This is a genomic window from Sphaerochaeta sp., from assembly GCA_022482495.1.
GTDB lineage: Bacteria > Spirochaetota > Spirochaetia > Sphaerochaetales > Sphaerochaetaceae > RUG023.
Window position 1 is genome coordinate 102,013 of sequence record JAKVPA010000006.1, and the last position, 20,769, is coordinate 122,781.

At 56.9% G+C, this 20,769-nt stretch carries 21 protein-coding genes and 1 tRNA gene; 13 read left to right on the plus strand and 9 right to left on the minus strand.

Going from position 1 to position 20,769, the window contains the following annotated elements:
- Nucleotide 1: 1 nt before the first annotated feature.
- The 3 genes from xseA to LKE28_08130 form a co-directional block, all read right to left on the minus strand.
- Nucleotides 2–1,186 carry an exodeoxyribonuclease VII large subunit gene (xseA, locus tag LKE28_08120; GenBank protein MCH3908192.1) on the minus strand — a complete coding sequence of 395 codons (1,185 nt, stop codon included), beginning with the start codon at nt 1,184–1,186 and terminating at the stop codon, nt 2–4.
- A gap of 221 nt (nt 1,187–1,407) precedes the next feature.
- Nucleotides 1,408–1,578, minus strand: a complete 171-nt coding sequence (locus tag LKE28_08125) for a 4Fe-4S binding protein (protein ID MCH3908193.1) — start codon at nt 1,576–1,578, stop codon at nt 1,408–1,410.
- Nucleotides 1,579–1,704: 126 nt separating this feature from the next.
- Nucleotides 1,705–2,433 carry an NYN domain-containing protein gene (locus LKE28_08130; GenBank protein MCH3908194.1) on the minus strand — a complete coding sequence of 243 codons (729 nt, stop codon included), beginning with the start codon at nt 2,431–2,433 and terminating at the stop codon, nt 1,705–1,707.
- Between the two features lie 77 nt (nt 2,434–2,510).
- On the opposite strand from LKE28_08130, the gene LKE28_08135 reads away from it, so the two are divergent.
- From LKE28_08135 to LKE28_08160, 6 genes are all read left to right on the plus strand, one after another.
- Nucleotides 2,511–4,808, plus strand: coding sequence for a DNA topoisomerase 3 (locus LKE28_08135; GenBank protein MCH3908195.1), 2,298 nt, complete (start codon nt 2,511–2,513; stop codon nt 4,806–4,808).
- A gap of 98 nt (nt 4,809–4,906) precedes the next feature.
- A complete protein-coding gene (dapB, locus tag LKE28_08140; protein ID MCH3908196.1) occupies nt 4,907–5,659 on the plus strand; it encodes a 4-hydroxy-tetrahydrodipicolinate reductase in 753 nt (250 codons plus the stop codon).
- 14 nt (nt 5,660–5,673) lie between these two features.
- A complete protein-coding gene (gene dapA / locus LKE28_08145) occupies nt 5,674–6,585 on the plus strand; it encodes a 4-hydroxy-tetrahydrodipicolinate synthase (GenBank protein ID MCH3908197.1) in 912 nt (303 codons plus the stop codon).
- 3 nt (nt 6,586–6,588) lie between these two features.
- Entirely contained in the window at nt 6,589–7,821 is a 1,233-nt protein-coding gene (locus tag LKE28_08150) for an LL-diaminopimelate aminotransferase (protein MCH3908198.1), read from the plus strand.
- Nucleotides 7,818–9,071 carry a diaminopimelate decarboxylase gene (gene lysA / locus LKE28_08155; protein ID MCH3908199.1) on the plus strand — a complete coding sequence of 418 codons (1,254 nt, stop codon included), beginning with the start codon at nt 7,818–7,820 and terminating at the stop codon, nt 9,069–9,071. Before LKE28_08150 ends, lysA begins: the two co-directional genes overlap by 4 nt.
- A complete protein-coding gene (locus LKE28_08160; GenBank protein MCH3908200.1) occupies nt 9,068–9,460 on the plus strand; it encodes a YbgC/FadM family acyl-CoA thioesterase in 393 nt (130 codons plus the stop codon). Before lysA ends, LKE28_08160 begins: the two co-directional genes overlap by 4 nt.
- Here LKE28_08160 and LKE28_08165 read toward each other — a convergent pair.
- Complete coding sequence (locus LKE28_08165; GenBank protein ID MCH3908201.1) at nt 9,453–10,490, minus strand: hypothetical protein; 1,038 nt, start codon at nt 10,488–10,490, stop codon at nt 9,453–9,455. The two genes, LKE28_08160 and LKE28_08165, sit on opposite strands and share 8 nt — an antisense overlap.
- Before the next feature lie 75 nt (nt 10,491–10,565).
- Between LKE28_08165 and LKE28_08170 the strand changes: the two genes are divergently transcribed.
- Nucleotides 10,566–11,156 carry a hypothetical protein gene (locus LKE28_08170; protein MCH3908202.1) on the plus strand — a complete coding sequence of 197 codons (591 nt, stop codon included), beginning with the start codon at nt 10,566–10,568 and terminating at the stop codon, nt 11,154–11,156.
- On the opposite strand, the gene LKE28_08175 is transcribed toward LKE28_08170, so the two are convergent.
- From LKE28_08175 to LKE28_08190, 4 genes are read right to left on the minus strand one after another with little or no spacing between them, the layout of a single operon-like run.
- Nucleotides 11,144–11,869: a tRNA threonylcarbamoyladenosine dehydratase gene (locus LKE28_08175; GenBank protein MCH3908203.1), complete on the minus strand. Its 726-nt coding sequence runs from the start codon at nt 11,867–11,869 to the stop codon at nt 11,144–11,146. The genes LKE28_08170 and LKE28_08175 overlap by 13 nt on opposite strands.
- Nucleotides 11,823–12,485: a TatD family hydrolase gene (locus tag LKE28_08180; GenBank protein MCH3908204.1), complete on the minus strand. Its 663-nt coding sequence runs from the start codon at nt 12,483–12,485 to the stop codon at nt 11,823–11,825. Before LKE28_08180 ends, LKE28_08175 begins: the two co-directional genes overlap by 47 nt.
- A complete protein-coding gene (locus LKE28_08185; protein MCH3908205.1) occupies nt 12,482–12,793 on the minus strand; it encodes an AzlD domain-containing protein in 312 nt (103 codons plus the stop codon). The genes LKE28_08180 and LKE28_08185 overlap by 4 nt, the downstream gene beginning before the upstream one ends.
- The gene (locus LKE28_08190; GenBank protein ID MCH3908206.1) at nt 12,790–13,491 is read right to left on the minus strand and encodes an AzlC family ABC transporter permease; all 702 of its coding nucleotides are present in this window, start codon (nt 13,489–13,491) and stop codon (nt 12,790–12,792) included. The genes LKE28_08185 and LKE28_08190 overlap by 4 nt, the downstream gene beginning before the upstream one ends.
- Before the next feature lie 74 nt (nt 13,492–13,565).
- Between LKE28_08190 and LKE28_08195 the strand changes: the two genes are divergently transcribed.
- From LKE28_08195 to LKE28_08205, 3 genes are all read left to right on the plus strand, one after another.
- Nucleotides 13,566–14,351, plus strand: a complete 786-nt coding sequence (locus LKE28_08195) for a hypothetical protein (GenBank protein MCH3908207.1) — start codon at nt 13,566–13,568, stop codon at nt 14,349–14,351.
- Nucleotides 14,352–14,383: 32 nt separating this feature from the next.
- Nucleotides 14,384–14,941 (plus strand): TetR/AcrR family transcriptional regulator C-terminal domain-containing protein, encoded by a 558-nt coding sequence (locus LKE28_08200; protein ID MCH3908208.1) that lies wholly within the window; start codon nt 14,384–14,386, stop codon nt 14,939–14,941.
- A 110-nt stretch (nt 14,942–15,051) separates the two neighbouring features.
- Nucleotides 15,052–16,437, plus strand: coding sequence for a radical SAM protein (locus LKE28_08205; GenBank protein ID MCH3908209.1), 1,386 nt, complete (start codon nt 15,052–15,054; stop codon nt 16,435–16,437).
- A 174-nt stretch (nt 16,438–16,611) separates the two neighbouring features.
- Here the strand turns inward: LKE28_08205 and LKE28_08210 are convergent.
- Nucleotides 16,612–16,685, minus strand: a tRNA-Pro gene (locus LKE28_08210).
- A gap of 114 nt (nt 16,686–16,799) precedes the next feature.
- Here LKE28_08210 and LKE28_08215 point away from each other — a divergent pair.
- The 3 genes from LKE28_08215 to LKE28_08225 all read left to right on the plus strand — a co-directional run bounded on the left by LKE28_08215 (nt 16,800) and on the right by LKE28_08225 (nt 20,697).
- Nucleotides 16,800–17,561 (plus strand): fimbria/pilus periplasmic chaperone, encoded by a 762-nt coding sequence (locus LKE28_08215; GenBank protein MCH3908210.1) that lies wholly within the window; start codon nt 16,800–16,802, stop codon nt 17,559–17,561.
- Nucleotides 17,562–17,918: 357 nt separating this feature from the next.
- The gene (locus LKE28_08220; GenBank protein MCH3908211.1) at nt 17,919–19,343 is read left to right on the plus strand and encodes a hypothetical protein; all 1,425 of its coding nucleotides are present in this window, start codon (nt 17,919–17,921) and stop codon (nt 19,341–19,343) included.
- Nucleotides 19,291–20,697 (plus strand): hypothetical protein, encoded by a 1,407-nt coding sequence (locus LKE28_08225; protein ID MCH3908212.1) that lies wholly within the window; start codon nt 19,291–19,293, stop codon nt 20,695–20,697. The genes LKE28_08220 and LKE28_08225 overlap by 53 nt, the downstream gene beginning before the upstream one ends.
- The last annotated feature ends 72 nt before the right edge of the window (nt 20,698–20,769 follow it).

Sequence of the window (20,769 nt, forward strand, 5' to 3'; positions counted from 1 at the left end):
CTCATTCCTCCACGACGGCTTTCCGTTTTCCATCCTGGAAACGGATGCCGATATGTTGCCCCGCCGCCAGAGTGGCGGCATGGGTGATGATGTTTCCCCTTTCATCGGTCGTAACGCTGAATCCCCGCGCCAGGATGGCCAGCGGGTTCAATGCCTCCAACCGGTCTTTCTCAAACCGAATCGTTTCCTGAAGCCCCGCCAGACGAGTACGCATCGCCGCTTCCAACAACGTGCGCGCGCTGGAGATGACTTCCCGTTTTCCCGTGAGCCGTACTTTCGGATTGACGGTTTCCAGCGCTCCCGCCGCTTTGCCCAGAACGCTCTGCCGTTGGGAAAGAGAAAGACGCATGGCCCCCTCCATCCCATCGCTGGCGTTTGCCAGTTGGTACTGCCACGCGGTGATGATTGTCGTCATCCGCTGGTCCAACTCTTCCGCGCGGTAGAAGCGCAGTGCCATTGCCGCTTGATCCAGATTCCGCTGGATGGCTCCGATCAGCGCATCCTCCATTGCGGAAAGGGACTGCCTGAGGTCATTGTAGCCTTTGCTGACCAGTTCCGCGGCGGCGCTTGGTGTGGATGCCCTCACATCGGCGGCATAATCACACAGCGCCCAGTCAATCTCATGTCCGACACCGCTGACCACGGGGATTTCGCTGTCAAAGATCGCTTTCACCACACATTCCTCGGAGAAGGGAAGCAGGTCCTCGATGGAACCACCGCCACGGGCGACGATCAAGACATCGCACAGGTGCAGCAGGTTCGCTTCTTCAATCCGTTGGGCGATGGTGGCAGCCGCCCCGTCTCCCTGCACGACCGCCGGGAGGATCACCACATCCAATGAAGGCGCCCTCCGCCCAAGAATCTGCAGGATGTCCTGCAGCGCAGCTCCCGTCGGGCTGGTCACAACCCCCACTCTTTGCGGATACAAGGGAAGGGGGGCTTTATGGTCTGGATCAAAATAGCCAAGAGCGTCGAATTGTCGTTTCCGCGCTTCCAGCATGGCAAGGATTTCACCGTTTCCTGTCATCTCCATGGCGGAACAGACGATCTGGTAGGTGCCGCGGGGCGGGTAGACGTCGATGGAGCCGGTGACGGTCACTTTGTCGCCATTCTTGGGAGTGAATCCCACACGCCACAGGACGCTTTTGAACATCACGGCGTTGATGACGGCGTCATTGTCCTTCAGCGCGAAAAACCAATGTCCCGAAGAGGCTGGCCGGAAGTTGGAGATTTCACCAGTGACCTTTCAGGCCGTAGAAGGATCCCTCCAGCGTCTGTTTGATCAATGCGGTCAGTTCACCGACGGTCAATTCCTGGGGGAGCAAATCGTTCTGCATGGACCTCACCAGTCCCGAACACAAAAAAAGCGTACCGCATCAGGTACGCTTTACCTTGTGTCCAGGTAAATCAGTCAGCGTGCTCGATGGAGCCGGTCGGGCAGACATCAGCGCACGTACCGCAATCAACGCACTTCTCCGGATCGATCTTGTACGGAGATCCTTCCGAGATGGCGCCAGAAGGACATTCCGACTGACACGTACCGCAAGAAACACACGTATCTTTGATTCTGTAAGCCATAGTAAACTCCTTCACACAACGTTTTCATTCATCATACTTCCTCGAGGTGAGACCGTCAAGAACTGGTAGGAAAAAGCAATCCGTTCCCAGCGTTTTTTTCAAAGGATTCCTGCGGATACGCCATCCTTATGATTTCTTTGGGGCTCGCCGCTCTTTTCGGGTCAGATAGTAGATCGGGGGATTGGTCCCCGTCTTCACGCCGACCTTGTACGCTTCCGGGAAATCCTCAATCATGGAAAGCAGCGAGGAATATCCGAACGCCTTGAAGCTGAAATCCGGTTTGAACCGGTGGATGGAGTTGCCCAGGTTGGCCAGCATCTTCGCCCCGATGCCTTCGCTGTCCGGGGTGGAATCGTAGGCCATGTCAAGGAATTTCAGCAAGGACGTCCGACTGTCCAGCTTGGTGTCCGGGATCTCATCGGAGACGGGATTCAGGTCTTCCAGATACTGGAACTGGTTGCAGGAGTTGATCCAGATCGGTTTGCACTTGGCCTTTTCCCCCAGACCGATGACCGTCTTGCCCAGCTCCCGAAGCCTCAGGGAGAGCATGTAGTATCCGTTGTCCGACGCGACGATGGCGAACGTGTCGATCTCCGGATGCCCGATGGCCAGGGCGACGGCGTCCATCATGATCGCCTTGTCGATCACCTGGTCCTCCCCATTGTGGAACTGCTGGATCACACTGATCGGCGTGCGGGTGATCTGGTCCTGCCATGCCTTGGTGTTCTTGATGGACCAGTCGGCATAGGCGCGCTGGTACAGGATGTCCCCCTGTCCGGAAAGCCACGCGATGATGTCAGGGATGGCCCTGCTGGGTACGTTCTCCGCATCGAAAAAGACGGCGATTTTGCTCATACGTTCGGTATAGCAGAGAAACGGCGTTCCCGCAACCTGCTTGTTTCGAGATGGCCGTTTTAGGTATGCTGGGGAACATGAAAAAACTGGTTCTTGCCGAAAAACCGAGCGTAGCCCGGGAGTTGGCCAAGGTGCTGGGGTGCGTTGGCCGTGAAAAAGGGTACCTGGAAGGTACAGACTACGTCGTCACATGGGCGTTGGGGCATTTGGTCGAACTGGCCCCTCCCGCCACCTACAGCGATTCCTACAAACGTTGGACGCTTTCCTCGCTCCCTATGCTTCCCGAGCCCTTGCAGCAACAGGTCATCGACTCCAGCAAGGATCAGTTCGAGGTGGTCCGTTCCCTGATGGGGCGTCCTGACATCGCTTCGCTGGTCATCGCCACCGATGCCGGACGGGAAGGAGAGCTGGTGGCACGCTGGATCATCAAGATGGCAGGGTATACGGGTTCCTGTGAGCGGCTGTGGATCAGCAGCCAGACGGAAGGCGCCATCCGTGAGGGATTCGCCAATCTCAAACCGGCATCCCTGTACGACAACCTGTACCATGCCGCCGAGGCGCGCGCCGCCGCTGACTGGTACATCGGCATGAACGTCACCCGTGCGCTGACCTGCCAGTATGACGCAAAACTCACCGCCGGGCGGGTCCAGACGCCAACACTGGCCCTGATGACCGGCAGAGAGGATGAGCGGGACAAATTCGTCGGGGCGTTCTACTGGACGCTCCGCGCTGATTTCGGCTCCTTCAGCGCCAGTTACCAGGATGCTGAGGGAAACAACCGCATTCTTTCGGAAGACTTGGCCAAGCATCTCTCCGACAGCCTGCAGGGGAAGACCGGTACGGTGGTGTCCGTGGAAAGCGTCGAGATGACCGAACAACCGCCGCTGGCTTATGACCTTACCGAGTTGCAGCGGGACGCCAACATCATGCTGGACTTCAGCGCCAAGATGACGCTGGATACGCTGCAGAAATTGTATGAGACCTACAAGATCGTCACCTATCCGCGGACGGACAGCAGGTACATCACCCACGACATCGTCGCGACGCTCCCTGATCGTCTGAAGGCGCTCTCCGGAACGCCGTTCGCTTCGTTGTCGTCCCTGTACCTTGCCAACGGCTACCGGGTGGACGAGAACCGGTTCGTCAAGGATATGGCGGTGACGGATCATCACGCCATCATCCCCACGGAACAACGGGTCGACCTGGCCCGTCTGTCCAAGGATGAACGCGCCCTGTGGGAGTTGATCGCCACACGCTTCCTGGAAGTACTTTCTCCGGACTACGTCTATACGACCACGACGGTGAAGATTGATGTGGAAGGAACGTTGCTGCAGGCGCGTGTATCCGTTCCAAAGAGCCAAGGATGGCACGCCGTCTCCCGGCTGGTGGGACGAAGAAATCTGTTGGGCGAGGTGACGGATGATCCCGCGACGCTCTCCGGCATCACGGTCGGCCAGAACCTCACCGTGCAAAGCGTGAAGAGCCGCAGACAGGCCACCCCGATGCCGGAGCGGTACACCGACGCCACCTTGCTCTCCGCCATGGAGCATGCCGGCCGGTTCGTCGATGACGCCGAAGCGAAAAAACACCTGGGCGCCGGACTGGGCACGCCGGCGACCCGTGCCGACCTGATCGAAAAACTGGTCCAGTACCACTATGTCGACCGGGTGGGGAAGGAATTCGTCCCAACTCCCAAGGGGAGGGAAGTGGTCCGGCTCGCGCCGCTGCAGCTTCGTTCCCCAGAGCTCACCGGAAGGTGGGAAGAACGGCTTGACGGCATCGCCAAGGGTACGGAGGATCCTGACCGGTTCATCGCGGACATCAAACGGAACGCCCGCGAACTGGTCGGCCAGATCATCTCCACCCGGGATTCCTACGCTCCGGTATTTCCCGATGGAAAGGAGTGCCCGTTCTGCCATGGCCCGATGATGAAGGCCGTCGACGAGGTGGGGCGCACCCACTACATTTGCCAGCGCCTTTCCTGCTCGTATGAAGAAATGGAGCTCAAACGCAGGGTGCCGGTGGAAAAACCGGTTGTTCCAGAGCCGGTCAAAAAAGCCGTGGTGGTCAAACGGGTTCCCGTTTCCGCCTCGGCACGTCCGGACGGAATGCGCAAAGTGGTGGTGAAGAAAAAGCCGATGGCTTCCTTCAGCCTGCCGGATGACGTGGAGACCGCGCCGTCGTACACCTATGTGACGGAAACGGTGGTGGTAACCCCAAGCAAGCGGCAACGGCGTGATGACCGCGACCGGCGTGAGACTCCGATTCGCAATCCCCGCATGAGCGGCGGAGGGGATTCCTATGAGGGTGGTGGCACCATCGCCGATTTTCTCCGCGCCAAAGAGCAACGGGACAAACATCACGGACGGCATTGAGGAAGATTTTGGAACATCACTGTTATTATTGAAACATTCTGTTATCCTATGGACATACCACAGTGCTTTCTGCTATGCTGTCCCATCGAGGAGCGGATATGCGCATTGCGATTGTCGGATATGGGAAGATGGGGCGGTTGATCAAATCGACCGCGGAAGCCTCTGGTATCGAGGTTCCTGTCGTCATCGACCCGATTTCCAAGGATCCGGGGGTGACAGCCACGGATGTCTGTGAACAGAATCTTTCTGACGTCCAGGCGGTGGTGGAGTTCTCCACCCCCAGCGTGGTCGTCGATCATCTGAAAGTATACACCCGCATGGGGCTGGATGCCGTCATCGGGACGACCGGGTGGACGGACAAGTTGCCTCAGGTGCGGCAGATGGTGGAGACTTCCTCCAGTTCCGTCATCTACAGCGGGAATTATTCGTTGGGGGTGGCCGTATTCCTCAAGCTGGTGCGGCAGGCCGCCGCGATGCTGGGCAAAGCGGGAGGCTATGACAGCGGGGTGTTCGAAATGCACCATGCCGCCAAAGCGGACAGCCCCAGCGGGACGGCGTTGATGCTTGCCCAAAGTCTCACCGACGCGGGAGCAGGCAAGGACAAGATCGTTTCGGAGACATTGCATCGCACCCGGGAAGCGGATGAAGTGCAGGTCGCCAGCCTGAGGGTTGGCAGCGTTTTCGGGACGCATACCGTCTATTTTGACAGTGACGCGGATACCATCGAGCTTACCCATCGGGCGAAGAACCGCCAAGGATTCGCCCAAGGCGCCATTACGGCGGTCACCTGGCTGGTCGGGCAGAAGCCCGGGCTGTACACGCTGGATGACCTGATTTCGCACATTATGTGACCCAGGAGAAAGATATGGAAAAGATTACGTTCCGCGGTGTGTATACCGCAATGGTTACGCCGTTCACCAAAACGGACAATATCGATGAACAGGCGCTGTATGACATGATCAACAGCCAGATCGCCTCCGGCGTATCCGGCCTGGTGCCCTGCGGCACCAGCGGTGAAAGCCCGACGCTCAGCCATCTGGAGCATGACCGGGTGATCGCCTTGACCGTTCATTACGCCAAAGGCAGGGTGCCGGTGATCGCCGGTACGGGAAGCAACGCCACCAGTGAGGCGATCCAGTTGTCCCGTCACGCCCAGACCAACGGCGCAGATGCCTGCCTGTTGGTCAATCCGTACTACAACAAGCCGACGCAGAAAGGGCTGTACCTTCATTTCAAGGCGGTCGCGGACAGCGTGGATATCCCCTGCATCCTGTACAACATCAAAGGAAGAACCGGGGTGAACATCGAGACGGACACGTTGGTCAAGCTGGCCAATGATTGCCCGAACATCGTCGGCGTCAAAGAGGCCAGCGGCAACCTGGTGCAGATGGAGGATGTGATCAAACGCAAACCCTCCAGCTTTGCCGTCCTTTCCGGGGATGACAACCTCAGCCTGGATTTGATCGAACGGGGTGGGGACGGTGTTGTTTCCGTCGCGTCCAACATCTGCCCTGCGTTGATGAGCAAAATGATCGGTCTCGCGTTGGACGGAAAGATGGCCGAAGCGCGGAAGATTGAGGAGAAGTTGGCTCCGTTCTTCAAGGCTTGCTTCATTGAGACCAACCCGATCCCCATCAAGACGGCCATGGCTCGGTACGGTTGGTGCGAGGAGAGTTTCCGCCTGCCGCTGTGCACGCTGGCCACGGAAGAACACCGGCAGATCCTGTATCAGGCGTTGGATGACCTGGATGCCATCGGCGCCATTGTGAGGCGGTAACAGATGGCGACCGTCAACAACCATTTCCTCACGTTGTCCAGCGGATACCTGTTTCCTGAGATCGCCCGTCGGACAAAAGCGTGGCAGGAGAAGCATCCCGACGCAAAGGTGCTCAGGTTGGGCATCGGCAACACCACCGAGGCGCTCGCACCGGCGGTATGCCAGGCGATGAAGCATAAGATCGACCTGCTCTCCGATCGCGCCACGTACACCGGATACGGCGACGAGCAGGGCGACGCGTCGCTGAGAAAAGCGCTCTGTGGTTTCTATCATGACCATTGGGGTGTGGATCTGGATCCGATGGAGTTCTTCATCAGTGACGGGGCGAAGAGCGATGCGGCGAACATCCAGGAACTGTTCGGACAGAACAACATCGTCGCCGTACAGGATCCCGCCTATCCCGTGTATGTGGACAGCAATGTCGTGGGAGGCCGTACCGGCGCATACAACAAGGAAAAGGAAGGGTATGACGGGTTCGTCTATCTTCCCAGCGTGGCGGAGAACGGGTTCATTCCCGATCCTCCATCGGTGCATGTCGATCTGATCTATCTGTGCAGCCCGAACAATCCCACCGGCGCGGTTGCGACAAAAGCGCAACTGAAGGCGTTCGTCGACTACGCCATCCGGGAGAATGCGGTGATCATCTTCGACGCCGCCTACAGTTCGTACATCACCGATGACCAGTACCCCCATTCCATCTACCAGGTGGAAGGGGCCCAGCGGTGCGCCATTGAGATTTCCAGTTTCAGCAAGTTCGCCGGTTTCACCGGAGTCCGTCTGGGATGGACGGTGGTTCCCAAACAGCTGGTCTGTCAGGATGCCGGTCCCGGAGTGCTCAACGGTCTGTGGAACCGCAGGCAGTGCACCTTCTTCAATGGAGCCAGCAACATCTCCCAATACGGTGGAGAAGCTTCCCTTTCCGGAGAAGGGTACAAACAGTGCATGCAACTGGTCGACTACTATCTGGAGAACGCAAGGATCATCCGTCAGGGACTGGAATCCGTCGGCCTGGTCTGTTATGGTGGTGTCAACAGCCCGTACATCTGGGCCCGAACACCGAAGGGCATGACCAGCTGGCAGTTCTTTGATCTGCTGCTTGACCGTTGCCATGTGGTGGTTACCCCGGGATCCGGTTTCGGCCCTGCCGGTGAAGGGTATGTGCGGGTTTCCGCGTACGGTCATCGTGAGGATGTGGTGGCGGCGATGGAGAGCATCCGGAGGAATTTCAGCGTATGAGCGACAAAACACTTCCCCTTTCCGATGAGCGGCTGCAGGAGCTGGCCTCCCGATTGCCCACGCCGTTCTATCTGTACGATGAGTCGGCCATCCGGGAGAACGCGTTGGCGTTCAAGGCCGCTTTTTCCTGGGCGCCAGGATTCACCGATTACTTTGCCGTCAAGGCGTGTCCCAATCCGGTGATCATCCGGATGCTCAGTGAGTTGGGCTTTGGCGCGGATTGTTCCTCACTCCCTGAGTTGTTGCTTGCCGATGCCTGCGGCATCCGTGGGGAACGCATCATGTTCACCAGCAACGACACCCCGGTGGAGGAATTTGATGAAGCGTACCGCCTCGGCACGGTGATCAACCTGGATGACATCACGCATATCGACAGCCTGAGGACGATTCCCCAGACGATCTGCTTCCGCTACAACCCCGGTCCGGAACGGACGGGGAACGCCATCATCGGCAATCCGGTGGACGCAAAGTATGGGGTGCGGAGTGACCAGATCTGTGACTGTTACCGGATCATGAAGGAGAAAGGGGTCAAACGGTTCGGCCTGCACACCATGGTGGCGTCCAACGAGCTGGACGGCCAGTACATCGTGGAGACGGCGCGGATGCTGTTTTCCCTTTGTGGAAAGATTTATCGCGAAACCGGGGTGCGCATCTCGTTCCTCGACCTGGGCGGCGGGATCGGCATCCCGTACCGGCCGGAACAACAGCGGATGGATATCCGGGATGTGAGCCAAAAGATCCATCAGTTGTACGATGAGATGATCGTCAAAACCGGTCTGGGACCGGTTTCCATGGCGTTTGAGTGTGGCCGGTACATCACCGGTCCGTACGGATACCTGGTCACCAAAGTCCGCCACGTCACCCACAAGTACAAGGAATTCGTCGGTGTGGACGCCACGATGGCCGATCTGATGCGGCCGGGCATGTATGGAGCCTACCATCACGTCAGCGTGGTGGGGAAGGAACAACTGCCCCATGACCACACGTATGATGTTACCGGCTCCCTCTGTGAGAACAATGACAAGTTTGCCATCGACCGGGCGCTTCCCGCCATCACGGAAGGGGATGTGTTGGTGATCCATGACGCCGGCGCGCATGGACATTCGATGGGGTTCAATTACAATGGAAAGCTGCGTCATGCCGAATATCTTCTCCATCCGGACGGGACGGTGACGATGATCCGCCGCGCCGAGACGTACGACGATTATGTGGCGACCTTGCGGTTTCCTGGATGTGAGGTGAAGGTATGAGTTTCCACTACGAAAGCAGAGTCTATTATTCCGATACGGACTGTGAAGGCATCGCCTACCACGCCCGGTATCTGGACTGGGCGGAACACGCCCGTACCGAATGGATGCGTTCCCTCTTCGGGAGTCCATCCCAGGTGGTGGAGCGCTACCACATGCTGTTTGTCGTCAAGACGATCACCATCGAGTACCACCGTCCGCTGAAGTTGGATGATCCGGTAAGGGTGGAAAGCTCGCCGGTGGAGTGGGGCGCCTTCTCGTTTGTCCTTCTGCAGGAGATTTTCAGCGGAGAAGAGAAAAAAGCCACCCTCAAAGTGAAGGTGGCCTGTCTGGATGACCGGACGCTCCGGCCCGCCAAACTCCCGGATACATTCGTCGCAAGCTTCAGTTGACCGTATCGGATACCGGGACGGAGACCAACGTCGAGACGCTCCCCACCGATCCCAGCTTGGACGCGGAGATGATCAGATCATAGCGATGCGTTCCCGCGATGGGGGAGCTGACCGTCAACGAGGAGCTGGTGGCTCCCGAGATGGCGATTCCTTCGCAGTACCATTGGTAGATCAGATCTGATGTGGTCAGGCCGGCCTTCGCCAGATTGCTCGGGCTGAACTGCAGGGTGAATGGTTCGTTCCCTTTGGGGGTGGTCGGTTGGCAGGTGACCGTCCCTTGTACGGGAAGCGAAGTGTTGTTGGTCACCGAGAGGGAGAATGAATTGCTCATGTCCCCGATGACCAGCGCGATTGTTCCGCTGGAAGTCGTTCCGTCCACCACCCGGATGGCGATGGTCGAGCCGGAGACGGAGACCGTGTCACTGATCAATCGGGTGGAGAACACGTAGGAACCGGCGGCAAGCGTCTTGACCAGTTTGCCTGTTCCATTCCCGTTGTTGGTGATCTCTCCCGCGTCGATTTCCACCGCGTTTCCCTTCTGGTCGGTCAGCGTGAACAACAGATAGGCATCAGTGGAGACCTGGTCGGTCGGCCAGCTGAACTGCAGGGAAACTTCGCCTTCACCGGGAAGGGTTTCCAGAGAGAGTGTTGCCGTAGTGGTCGCCGGTGAGAACCGTTGGGTTGTGGAACCGGTTGCCAGTACCTTGCCGTTCGGGTTCAACGCTTCGACGGTGATGCTCCACGTCCCGATGGCGATGTTGCCCAACGTAATGGGACTGGTTTCCGCCGTCAGGTCGATCGCCGTGGAGACGGCCGGCCCTGTGGCCGTAACATGGTAGCTGGATATCTCCAGTTCCGCGTCGGTGGGTTTGACGCTCCGCTCCTGTTCGGAAAACTGGCTGCACTGGATTTCCAGGGTGGCCTGGACGGTGCGTTCCTCCGGGGCGCTTGTCTCATGGTTGCATCCCGCTCCAAGCAGTATGGTTGCCATGATCAGCGCCAGAACGCCAGAGTGAATGGTTCGTTGCATAGGAATCCTCCTGTAGGGTTTTCCCTATCTACCTCTGAACTTGCGTTTTTGGTCGGAGTTTCCTACACTGAATGCATGAATGTATTGATCCATGACGCGTCCAACCAGGGCGCGACGAGGTTGGCGTTGCACCCCCAGTGGGTGGAAGCGGATGGCGTGGCCACATTGGTGAATGTGTCGTATCAAGGGACGAATCTGTTGGTCTCTTTTCATGTCAAGGAACCCCAGCTGAGGAGAATGTGCACCCACCACAACGATGCCGTATGGACGGACAGTTGCGTGGAAGTGTTCCTCAAGCGGCCGGACCAGGCTGAGTATGTCAATTTTGAGTTCAGTGCGGCGGGATTCTGCCATGTGGCCCGGGGGACCGGCCGTTCAGGCAGGCAATCCTATCCGGACGCGGGGCTTGCGTCCGTTCCTCTCCAGGTACGGATTCTGGAGAACACGCTCACCCAGAGCCGGTGGGACCTTTCCGTGACGCTGGATCTGTCACGTTTCGGTTTGGTTGAGGAGGGGGGATCCCTGAAGGGGAAAATCCTTTTTGGCAACTTCTACAAATGCGGAGACGGATTGGAAAAGCCCCATTATCTTTCCTACGCGCCGATCGACACGGACCAACCGGACTTTCATCGCCCGGAGGCGTTTGTGCCGTTTCAGTTCGTCTGAACGGGCAGTTTCTCCACCCTGAGGAGCCGGAGCATCGCCAGATGTGCCAGGTTCAGGCCGAAGATGCCGGTGACGGTGGGGAGGGACCCCAGCACTTTCCCTTCTTCCGGGTGATAGGTGAAGGAGACCGGTTCCGGACTGTAGACGACAGAGATGCCTCGGCCGACGCCTCGTTTGCGCAGTTCCTGCCGTACCGTCCGTGCCAACGGACAGACGGTGGTGTCCATCAGATCGGCCGTACGGACCAACGTGGGGTTTCTCCGGAGCGCCGCTCCCATGGAACTGACCACTGGCTTTTGGGCAAGATAGGCAGCTTCGAGAAGCGCGCACTTGCTTTTCACCGAATCGATGGCATCCACCAGAAGATCCCCTGCCTGCGAAACTACTTCTGATGCGTTTTCCGGTGTGAGGTACATCGGAAACGCCTGAACCACACAATCCGGGTTGATGGCCTTCACTCTGGCCGCGGCGATCTCAACCTTGTTTTTTCCCATATCCGGCCAGGTGGCAAGAAGTTGCCGGTTCAGGTTGGATGGCTCCACCTTGTCGAAGTCGATCAAACACACGCTTCCGATTCCCAGTCGCACCAAACCTTCCAACGCGTATCCGCCTACGGCGCCCAGCCCTACGAACGTGACGCTCTTGTGGTGCAGCTTTTCCACCGCCTCAGGTCCGATCAGACGGATGGTCCGTACAAATTGCTCGTCCCGCATTGATTCTCTCCTCAAGTTGCGTTTCGGTCAGCCCGAGCCGTGCCTGGCAGGCGCGATACATGGCTGCCAATGTTTCCGTTTCCTTCTCATCCTGGCTGTCCGTTTCCAACAGGAACGGAACGTCCAGTTGTTCCAAATGGTTCCAAAGATTGCTTTGTACCGTCCGTGGCCCCAGACTGACCACACAGCGGCATTTGGCGGCACATCGCGCCGTCTCCACGCTTCCGGTGAATCCGTGCCAGATGGAGGGAACGGAACCGTCCAGCAGGGAAAGCAGTAGCCCGTCGGCTCGTACGGCATGGATGCTGACCAACCGACGCAAGGTGGTTGCCATCTGGAGGATCTGACGGAACGTGGCGACCTGGGTTTCCATGTGGGGGAACCGCGCGTCCAGTCCCACTTCCCCGATCTGCCAGGAAGGATGGTCCTTCAATATCCTCCCCATTTCTCCGATTGCGTCCTCTTGATCCGTTCCGTCGGGAAGCAACCCCACCGAGGGGATGGAAGGAGCCGTGATGGCGGACAGCTTCGTCCATTCCTCCCGCCTGCTGGTGCAGACAATGCCCCAGGCGTTGACGGCGGCCTCCAGATGGAGATGAGCGTCAAAGTACCTCATGCCACCAGCACCAGATACGTGACGACGATCGAGATGGCGATGGACGCGATCATCGGAAGTTTCTTCATTCCCACGAGGAATGCCGCAAGGACTCCGAGTAATCCGGCGTACCAACGCGCTTGGAAATCGGTGATGGCTCCGGGAAACACCAGAGCCCCGATGGCGGCCACCGGCAGCAGGTGCATGCACCTGTCAAGGAATGGCGTGGTGGCGCCAAGCCGTTTCCCGAAGAACGGGATGAGCCGGACGATGAGTGTAGCCAAGGCAGAGGCAAGAATGTACACAACGATGGGGATTCCGTGGCTCATGACTCCTCCTGGACGCGGGAAGGCCGAAGCGCCCCGATTCCCGTCGCAGTAAGCATGGAAATGACGAACGCCCATCCTTTCCCAATGTCAGCCAGTACCACCAGCAGGCTGTTCATCACGGCGGAAATGGCGGCGATGCACAGCATCCATGCCCCTTCACGAAGATACGCTCCAGCGAGCAATGAGCTGAACATGGCGTACAGCGTCACTCCGACGGCGAGCTGCAACGCGACGGGAAGGAACGAGCCGATGATGAATCCGACGATCGTCCCGCTGCACCAGCCGAGGTAACTGATGATCTGCAATCCCGCCATGTAGCGTCCATTCAACGTACTTTCCTTCATCGTGGAGACGGAAAACACCTCGTCCGTCGTGCCAAAGGCGATGAAAAACTTCCTGAGGTTCCCCGTTTCCTCAAGACGCGCCTTGATCGCCGCGCCCATGAACAGGTAGCGGAGGTTGACCAGCGCCACGGAGATGACTAATTCCGTCAGCATGGCGCCTCCGACGAGCAGGCTTTCCGCCAGAAACTGGCCGCTGCCTGCAAAATTGGTCAGGGAAAACAACGCCGCTTCCCATAATCGGAGGCCGTCTTTGCGGCACACCAAACCGAATGCCATAGCCGTGGGGAAGTACCCCACGCAGATGGGGAAGCCGTCCTTCACGCCTTCCCGAAAGGAGAGATAACCTGGGTACATGGTCAAAATGGTAGCCCTTTCCCTGGGTTGGTGCAAGCTGTGCTTCATGGTATACTTGCCAGAGGAGGTGCCCGATGGCGCTCTTTTTGACCAACACCGGTTTGTCCACTCTGAAGCATGGTGATTCGTTGGATGAGGCGACGTTGCTCGCGTTGATGGAACAGGGAAAGCGGAATGCCACGGCGAACGGCGAGGTGTATTACACCCGGCTTCTCGACAGCGGTCTGGAACTGGTGTTTCGCGTCTCTGAACGGGAAGGTGGTGTTGATGTGTACGGACTGGACACCCATATGGCGGGGCGTTGCGTCTGGACGGCCCAGCCGGTCGTCACCGTGGGGAAACCTGAGTACCTGGGTATGGATCTGCTTCTGACCGACCCTTCCCAGCATTGCGCGTTCGTCATGGGTATCGTCCGTTCGGCGTTGCTGGCCCCGATTGATGATCATTCCATTCTGGACATCCAGGTGTGCGCGTTTCCCACCGGCATGGATGTGTATGACAGCCGGGAGGCGTTCGAGGCGATGGTTCCGGAGGAGAACCGGCCGTTGGACCGGCAGATCCTTCCATATCATTATCTTCTGGCGCGGGAGGAATCCGTCCCAAAGAAGGTCCGGGAGGCGTCGAAGAAACAGGAGATGATCAACCTGTTCTGCGGGCCGGTGCTGGCCACGCAAAAACGGGACAACGGGTTTCAGGGGACCAGCCTGTTCGTCTCCACCGTGGCGACGGAAATGGGGCACATCGATGTGGTGTATGACGGGACGCAGGTCGAGCCGCCTGAACCAGGCAGTTACCTGGTGGCGAGCGCCTATTTTTCCGGCGACGTGCTCTCCATCCGGCAAGCAGACCTCGTTCCTTGACAAAAACGGTGAGGGGGAAGGATACTTCTGATATGTCCAATTCGATCATCACCAAAAAGGCGTTGGCCCAGGCACTGAAGGAATGCATGAAAACCAAACCGTTGGACAAGGTCTCCATCGGAGAGATCTGTGAGAAGTGCGGTCTGAACCGGAAAAGCTTTTACTACCATTTCCAGGACAAGTATGAGCTGGTCAACTGGATCTACGAGATGGAGATCAACCGGAAGATCCAAAGCGAGATCAAGACCAAACGGTCGGGGGAGCTTTCCCTGATGATCTGCCAGTCCATTTATGACGACCGGACGTTCTATCTCAATGCGCTGCAGGTGTCCGGCCCCCATTCGTTCCATGATTATTTCTGCCGTCAGATCGAACCTCTGGTGGAAAAAACGCTGAGCATCTCGGAAGATGATGGTCTGGACTTGTCCGAATTGTCTGATTTGATCGGGGATTTCTGTCTTTCCGCCGTGCGGAGGTGGATCGCACGACCCAATCCTTCCTCTCCAGAAAAGTTCCTTGATGAACTGACAAAAGTCAGCATATCACTCTGTGCCAAAATGATTAGCATGTTTTTGCCTGACCAAGTTTGAACGTAATGACCGTTTTTGGGACACTTGGGTAAAACTGACCATTTTTCTTTTTTTTGTCAAGGTATATATCTACAATAACAATCGTTATCCGAACGAGAAGAGGTAGGTATATGGGAAAGCTGAAAAACTCGATCACCGCTGCAGTCGCCCAGGTCGGCATGAACTACATCGGCGATGATCCGGAGAAGAATCTTCCCAAGTTGATGGCTTGGGTGGACAAGATCGACACGAAGGGCGCGTACAAGAAGCAGCGGGACTTTGTCCGCTCCATCATCAACAACCCTGACAGCAACTGGTACAAGTACATCATCAGTCTGTGGAAGGATATTGACCCCGAAGTGCGGAAGGTGATGTTCAACAACTTCTTCATCAACTCCGTCATCATCGGTCGTGCCAACCAGAAGGATCTTGCCAAGGAACATGACATCAACCTGCCGTGGGCCATTTTGATGGACCCGACCTCGGCATGCAACCTGCACTGCATCGGATGCTGGGCGGCTGATTATGGCAACAAGCTCAACATGGATTACGCCACGCTGGATTCCATTATCAACCAGGGGCGGGCGCTTGGGACATACATGTACATCTACAGTGGCGGAGAGCCGCTGGTGCGCAAGGCGGACATCATCAAGCTGTGCGAAGCACATCCTGACTGCGAGTTCCTTTCCTTCACCAACGGTACGTTGATCGACGAACAGTTCGCCGATGACATGCTCCGGGTGAAGAACTTCGTTCCTGCCATCTCCATTGAGGGGTTCGAGGACGCGACGGACTTCCGCCGTGGCAAGGGTACCTACCAGAAGGTCATCAAGGCGATGAACATCCTCAAGGCCAAACGGCTTCCGTTCGGTATTTCCTGCTGCTACACCAGCAAGAACTATGATGTGATCGGCAGTGAGGCGTACATCGATTCGATGATCAACATGGGCGCCAAGTTCGCCTGGTTCTTCACCTACATGCCGGTAGGCAAGGATGCCGTACCGGAACTGATGGTCACTGCCGAGCAGCGCAAGTACATGTATGACAAGATTCGCGCGTACCGCAAGAACAAGCCGATCTTCACCATGGATTTCTGGAATGACGGTGAGTTTGTCAACGGATGCATCGCCGGTGGCCGTTGCTACCTGCACATCAACGCAAACGGCGACATCGAGCCATGCGCGTTCATCCATTACAGCGACAGCAACATCCACGACACGACGCTGCTGCAGGCGTACAAGAACCCGCTGTTCATGCAGTACCACAAGAACCAGCCGTTCAACAAGAACATGCTCCGGCCGTGTCCGCTTCTGGACAATCCGGGCAGATTGAACGACATGGTCCACGCAAGTGGGGCGAAGTCCACCGATTTGGAGCACCCCGAGGACGTCACCGATCTGTGCAAGAAGTGCGTTCCCGCGGCAACCAATTGGGCGCCGGTTTCCCAGGAGATCTGGGACAACAGCGCGGCGGGCAAGCGCGCCAAGGAGAAAGAGGCGTTGGCCAAGAACGCGTAACGTTCCAGACGCTTCGGCACAACGGCATGTGGGGATACCTGCATGCCGTTTTTCGTATGCACGATACCGTTTTGGTTGTTGTCTTGTGCAGAAATAAACGAACAAAGAGAGATGTTCTTTGTGTATCGGAATACAAAAAGCCGCTTTCCGGAATCCGAAAAGCGGCTATGAAAATCGGGCTGGGCGGATTTGAACCGCCGACCCCAAGTCCCCCAGACTTGTACGCTAAACCCCTGCGCTACAGCCCGTCATGCAAGTAGCAACCTTACCATAAGTGCAGATGAAATGTCAAAGGGGGTTCTTGCAGATTTCGCAATTATAGAATACATTATGACACAACAGGTAAATCTGAGGGGTGCATAATGGGAATGATATCGAGAGATGCCCGTCGCGTTACGCTTCTGTTCGTGCTCATGGTCTGCGCTTTGGTCGCCGTTTCGGCGTATCAGTTCTCTCCGCTCGAACAAAGTTTTGCGCCGACGGGGGTCGAGAGTACAAAGACCTATACCATCACCAATGACAGTGATGATTCCATCGCCATCACCATCACCGCGTTGATCAGGGACCAAAATGAGAATGGGGAAGAGATCAATCGTCCGGCAACCAATTATTTTTCCATCCAGCCTTCCAAGGTAATCGTCAAAGCACAGTCCAGCCAGATCATCCGGGTGCAGTATCGTGGTCCGCGGACGGTGACCAATGAGCTGAGTTTCCGTATCAAGTCTGAGCAGATATCCTACAACAAAGGCAAGCAGAGTACGGACAAGGGGATGTTCAACTTCCTGTACAACTATGTCACCAGCGCGTATGTCGCTCCTGCCAAGACGATTGAGAAAGTTTCCATCACCAACGTTCAAAAAGCAACCGGTGCGGATGGTGCGACAAATCTGGCCGTCACCGCGTCCAATGAAGGTACGGTCCATCAGCTGTTGCTCAACGCCATCCTTACGGTGACGGACAGCAAGGGGAACAGTGTGGATCTGGACACCAAGGAACAGCTGGGTAGCCTGCTTGGACTGAACATTCTTGCCAAAAAGAATGTGACCGTCCAGATTCCAATGCCCGAAGGATTGTCGCAGGCCGACGGCGTTTCGTATAAAGCGACCATCAAGTATTCCAGATAACGTTGGACGCGAATGAGCCATAGAGGATATCGACAGGGGATTGCGACTGATGTATTGATCATCCTTTTGGTTTTTTCTCTCTCGGTGTTCTTTCGCACCTGTTTCCATCAACCCCTGCAACAAGAGGAACAACAAACAATCCAGCCAGCTGAACGTCAAACCTCTCAGCCGGCTGATATTGTTGTGGAAACTCCGGTGCCGGAATCATCGCCGCTACCGGTTGAGCCCGCCCAACCTGTCGTATCCCAGCCAGAACCATCTACTCCCAACGTACCAGTCGCTCCCCAACCGGAACAACCGGCCCCCCAGGTGACCGGGCCGGAACCTCCCTCCCAGCCGGAGGTAGAACCAACCCTTGTGCCGCAACCTCCCAAGACACCAAGCGTCACCATCAAAAAGATGATTCCCGATCCTCCGACACTGTTCACGCCGACCGTCATGACGCAGGAGGATTATGACCTGTTCTACGCTCCCCAGGCGACGGAAACGGAGAGTGAGGAAGAAGATCCCTTTGCCGATTTCTTTGTTTCCGGTGAAGACGCGGTGACGTACGAGGATGGCCTGTACTATCTCTCCCTGTATATCAATGACGAATATGTCGGTGACATCGAGACGAAATTCGCCAATCCTGAGAAACTGCTCAACGCCACCGATTTGTCTTCCTACCTGAGTTCAACGTTGAAAACGGAAGCGAATGAACGACTGTTCGCCGGGAATCCCCAGTATCTCTCCTTGGAGGATCTGCAGGCCCGTGGAATGCCCACCACGTTCGATAGTGCGGCGTTTGCCCTCCACATGACGGTGGATTACAACGACATGACAGTCCGTATCCTGTCCGTCGCTTCGGGAAGTTCCTCACGACGTGACCGGTATACGATGAGCGGGGCGACGGTGCTGGATCCTGCGAAATTCTCTTGGGTCGCTTCGATGAGCCTGTATGGCGCATTGACTTACCCGTCGGATTTCAGCGCGCTGACCAGCCAGACGGGAACACTGTACATCAACAACGCGTTGGGATTCCTCGGATGGGGCGTCAACTTCTCCACCAGCTTGTTCTCGACAAGTCCGTATTTCTCTCTGGGTACATGGACGGCGTTCCACGATTTCCCCGAGTCCAGCCAACGGCTTACCATCGGTTCGGTGGGAACCAACCTCAGCGCCCGCACCACCAGCGAAATGAGCATTGACGCCAACATGGGATTCACCGTGGAAAAGAGCTACAGCTATGGCAGCGGTTCGGCGCTCCGCAACCAGTTCCAGTACTCCATTGAGGTGATCGAGCCCTCCACCGTGAAGATCTACATGAACGGCGAGGAGGAATCCAACGTAGTGTTCCAACGGCGGCTTACTGCCGGCACCTACCGCCTGAAGGACTTCGTCTTCACCCAGGGGGCGAACAAGATCCGCATCGACATCATCCCGGAATCCCGGCCGGATGACATTTCCACCTATTATGTGGACACCAGCTATGATTCCCGCCTGTTGGGGCGGGGGGATACGGTATACGGGTATGGAGCCAGCATTCCACGGGGCAACAGCACCACGTATACGGGAAGCGCCTTCCATTTCAAGAATCCGTTGAAGGACACCTATCTCAGCTATTATCCTCAGTATTTTACCACGCGGTACTGGCAATCCATCGGTCTGACGGATACCTTCTCACTTTCCCTTGACCTGTCCGCCACGCCAGGGGGTTTTCAGCGGTACGTTCAACGGAGTGTGGGCGACGATGATCGGGACCACCCAGTTCCAGGGGACGACCCGTTTCAGCGAGGCGTATGACGTGCCGTTATTCAACGGGACGATAACGGAGCGGTTCAACGATACGGTGATGAAAAACTTGGGGTCCTTGTCCCTCAGCATGGGGCTCGTGTCTCCCGCGACGGCAAGCAGTTCCTTCTCTTCCTCGGACATTCCGCTCACGCTGACGGGTTCGTTCTCCTATTCCGGCACCGGATTGCTGACCAAACTCCGGTATTCCCTCAGTGGAACAACCACGTACATCAACGGAAACGCGTATCCCACCTGGAGTATCAGCGGAACCACCGGATTCCGCCTGTTCAAGGGGCTTGCCATCTCCGCGGCGCTGACGGTCAGCGCGTCGGACAGCGACCAGCCATGGAACCCTGAAGTGACGGCGACGATCAGCGGCGGGTATTCCTTCTCGTCCAAAGTGAGTTCTTCCGCTTCCACGACGTATACGACAAACAGTGAAACGCTTACTTCGGTGGGGCTCTCGTATCGTCCTACGGATACGGACAGCATTTCCCTTTCCATGTCTGGATTCCGGCTGGACAAACCGCTGAACCATTCCTTGTACGGCGTGTGGTCCCATACAGGCAAGTTCTCCTCCTTGACGTTCCGCCAGCAGGCGTCCAGTTCGTACCAGACATTGACGACAAGCGCCACGTTGTCCACCGCCATCGCGTTCGCCGACGGGGTGTTCGGCATGGCGCGTTCCGTTTCAAACAATTTCCTGTTGATCAAGCCGGTAGGGGAGTTGCGGCACAGTCAGATTTCCGTAGCTCGGAGCATGGACAACTCGCCGCAGGTGGTGCCTTCCTATCTGGGAGCCGGGCTGTTCACCAACATCACTCCGTATCAGGAAAACAACGTAGTCGTCTACAGTGGCGGTTCGGATGCGTATTCCACCAGCACCTCGTTCATGTACCAGTTTACCCCCAGCGGCAGACAGGCGTATGTCGCCCGGATTGATCTTCCTCCAACCTTTACCGTAACCGGGGTGATCACCCATGCCGATGGCACGGTGTACGACCAGTATTCCTCCCCGATCTATCGGGTGACCAAAGGAGAGAATGGGGAAGACGTCCTGGAGATCGACAATGACTTCTACCTGTTCACCGATCAGGAAGGCCGGTTCGTCATCAACTCGATGCCTTCCGGTGAGTACAGCTTTGATCTGCAGGTCAACGACAGCACCTGGTATGCCGTCCGGTTCACCATTCCGGAAATGTCTGACAAGAAGCTTCGTGCCATCGAATACCGGACGATCAGCGATGCTGGTCCGTATGATGCCGAAGGCCTTCCGGATTATGATCAGACCATCACCTTGGAAGTGGAAAAACAGGAGACGGAGGAAGAGCTGTACTCCATGCTGTTCCCCGTAATGGAGTAACCAAAAACAGTTTTTCAGACGCGTCCTTGACAGACTAGGGTAAAAACAAGAGTATGGAAAGTGTTTGTTAAG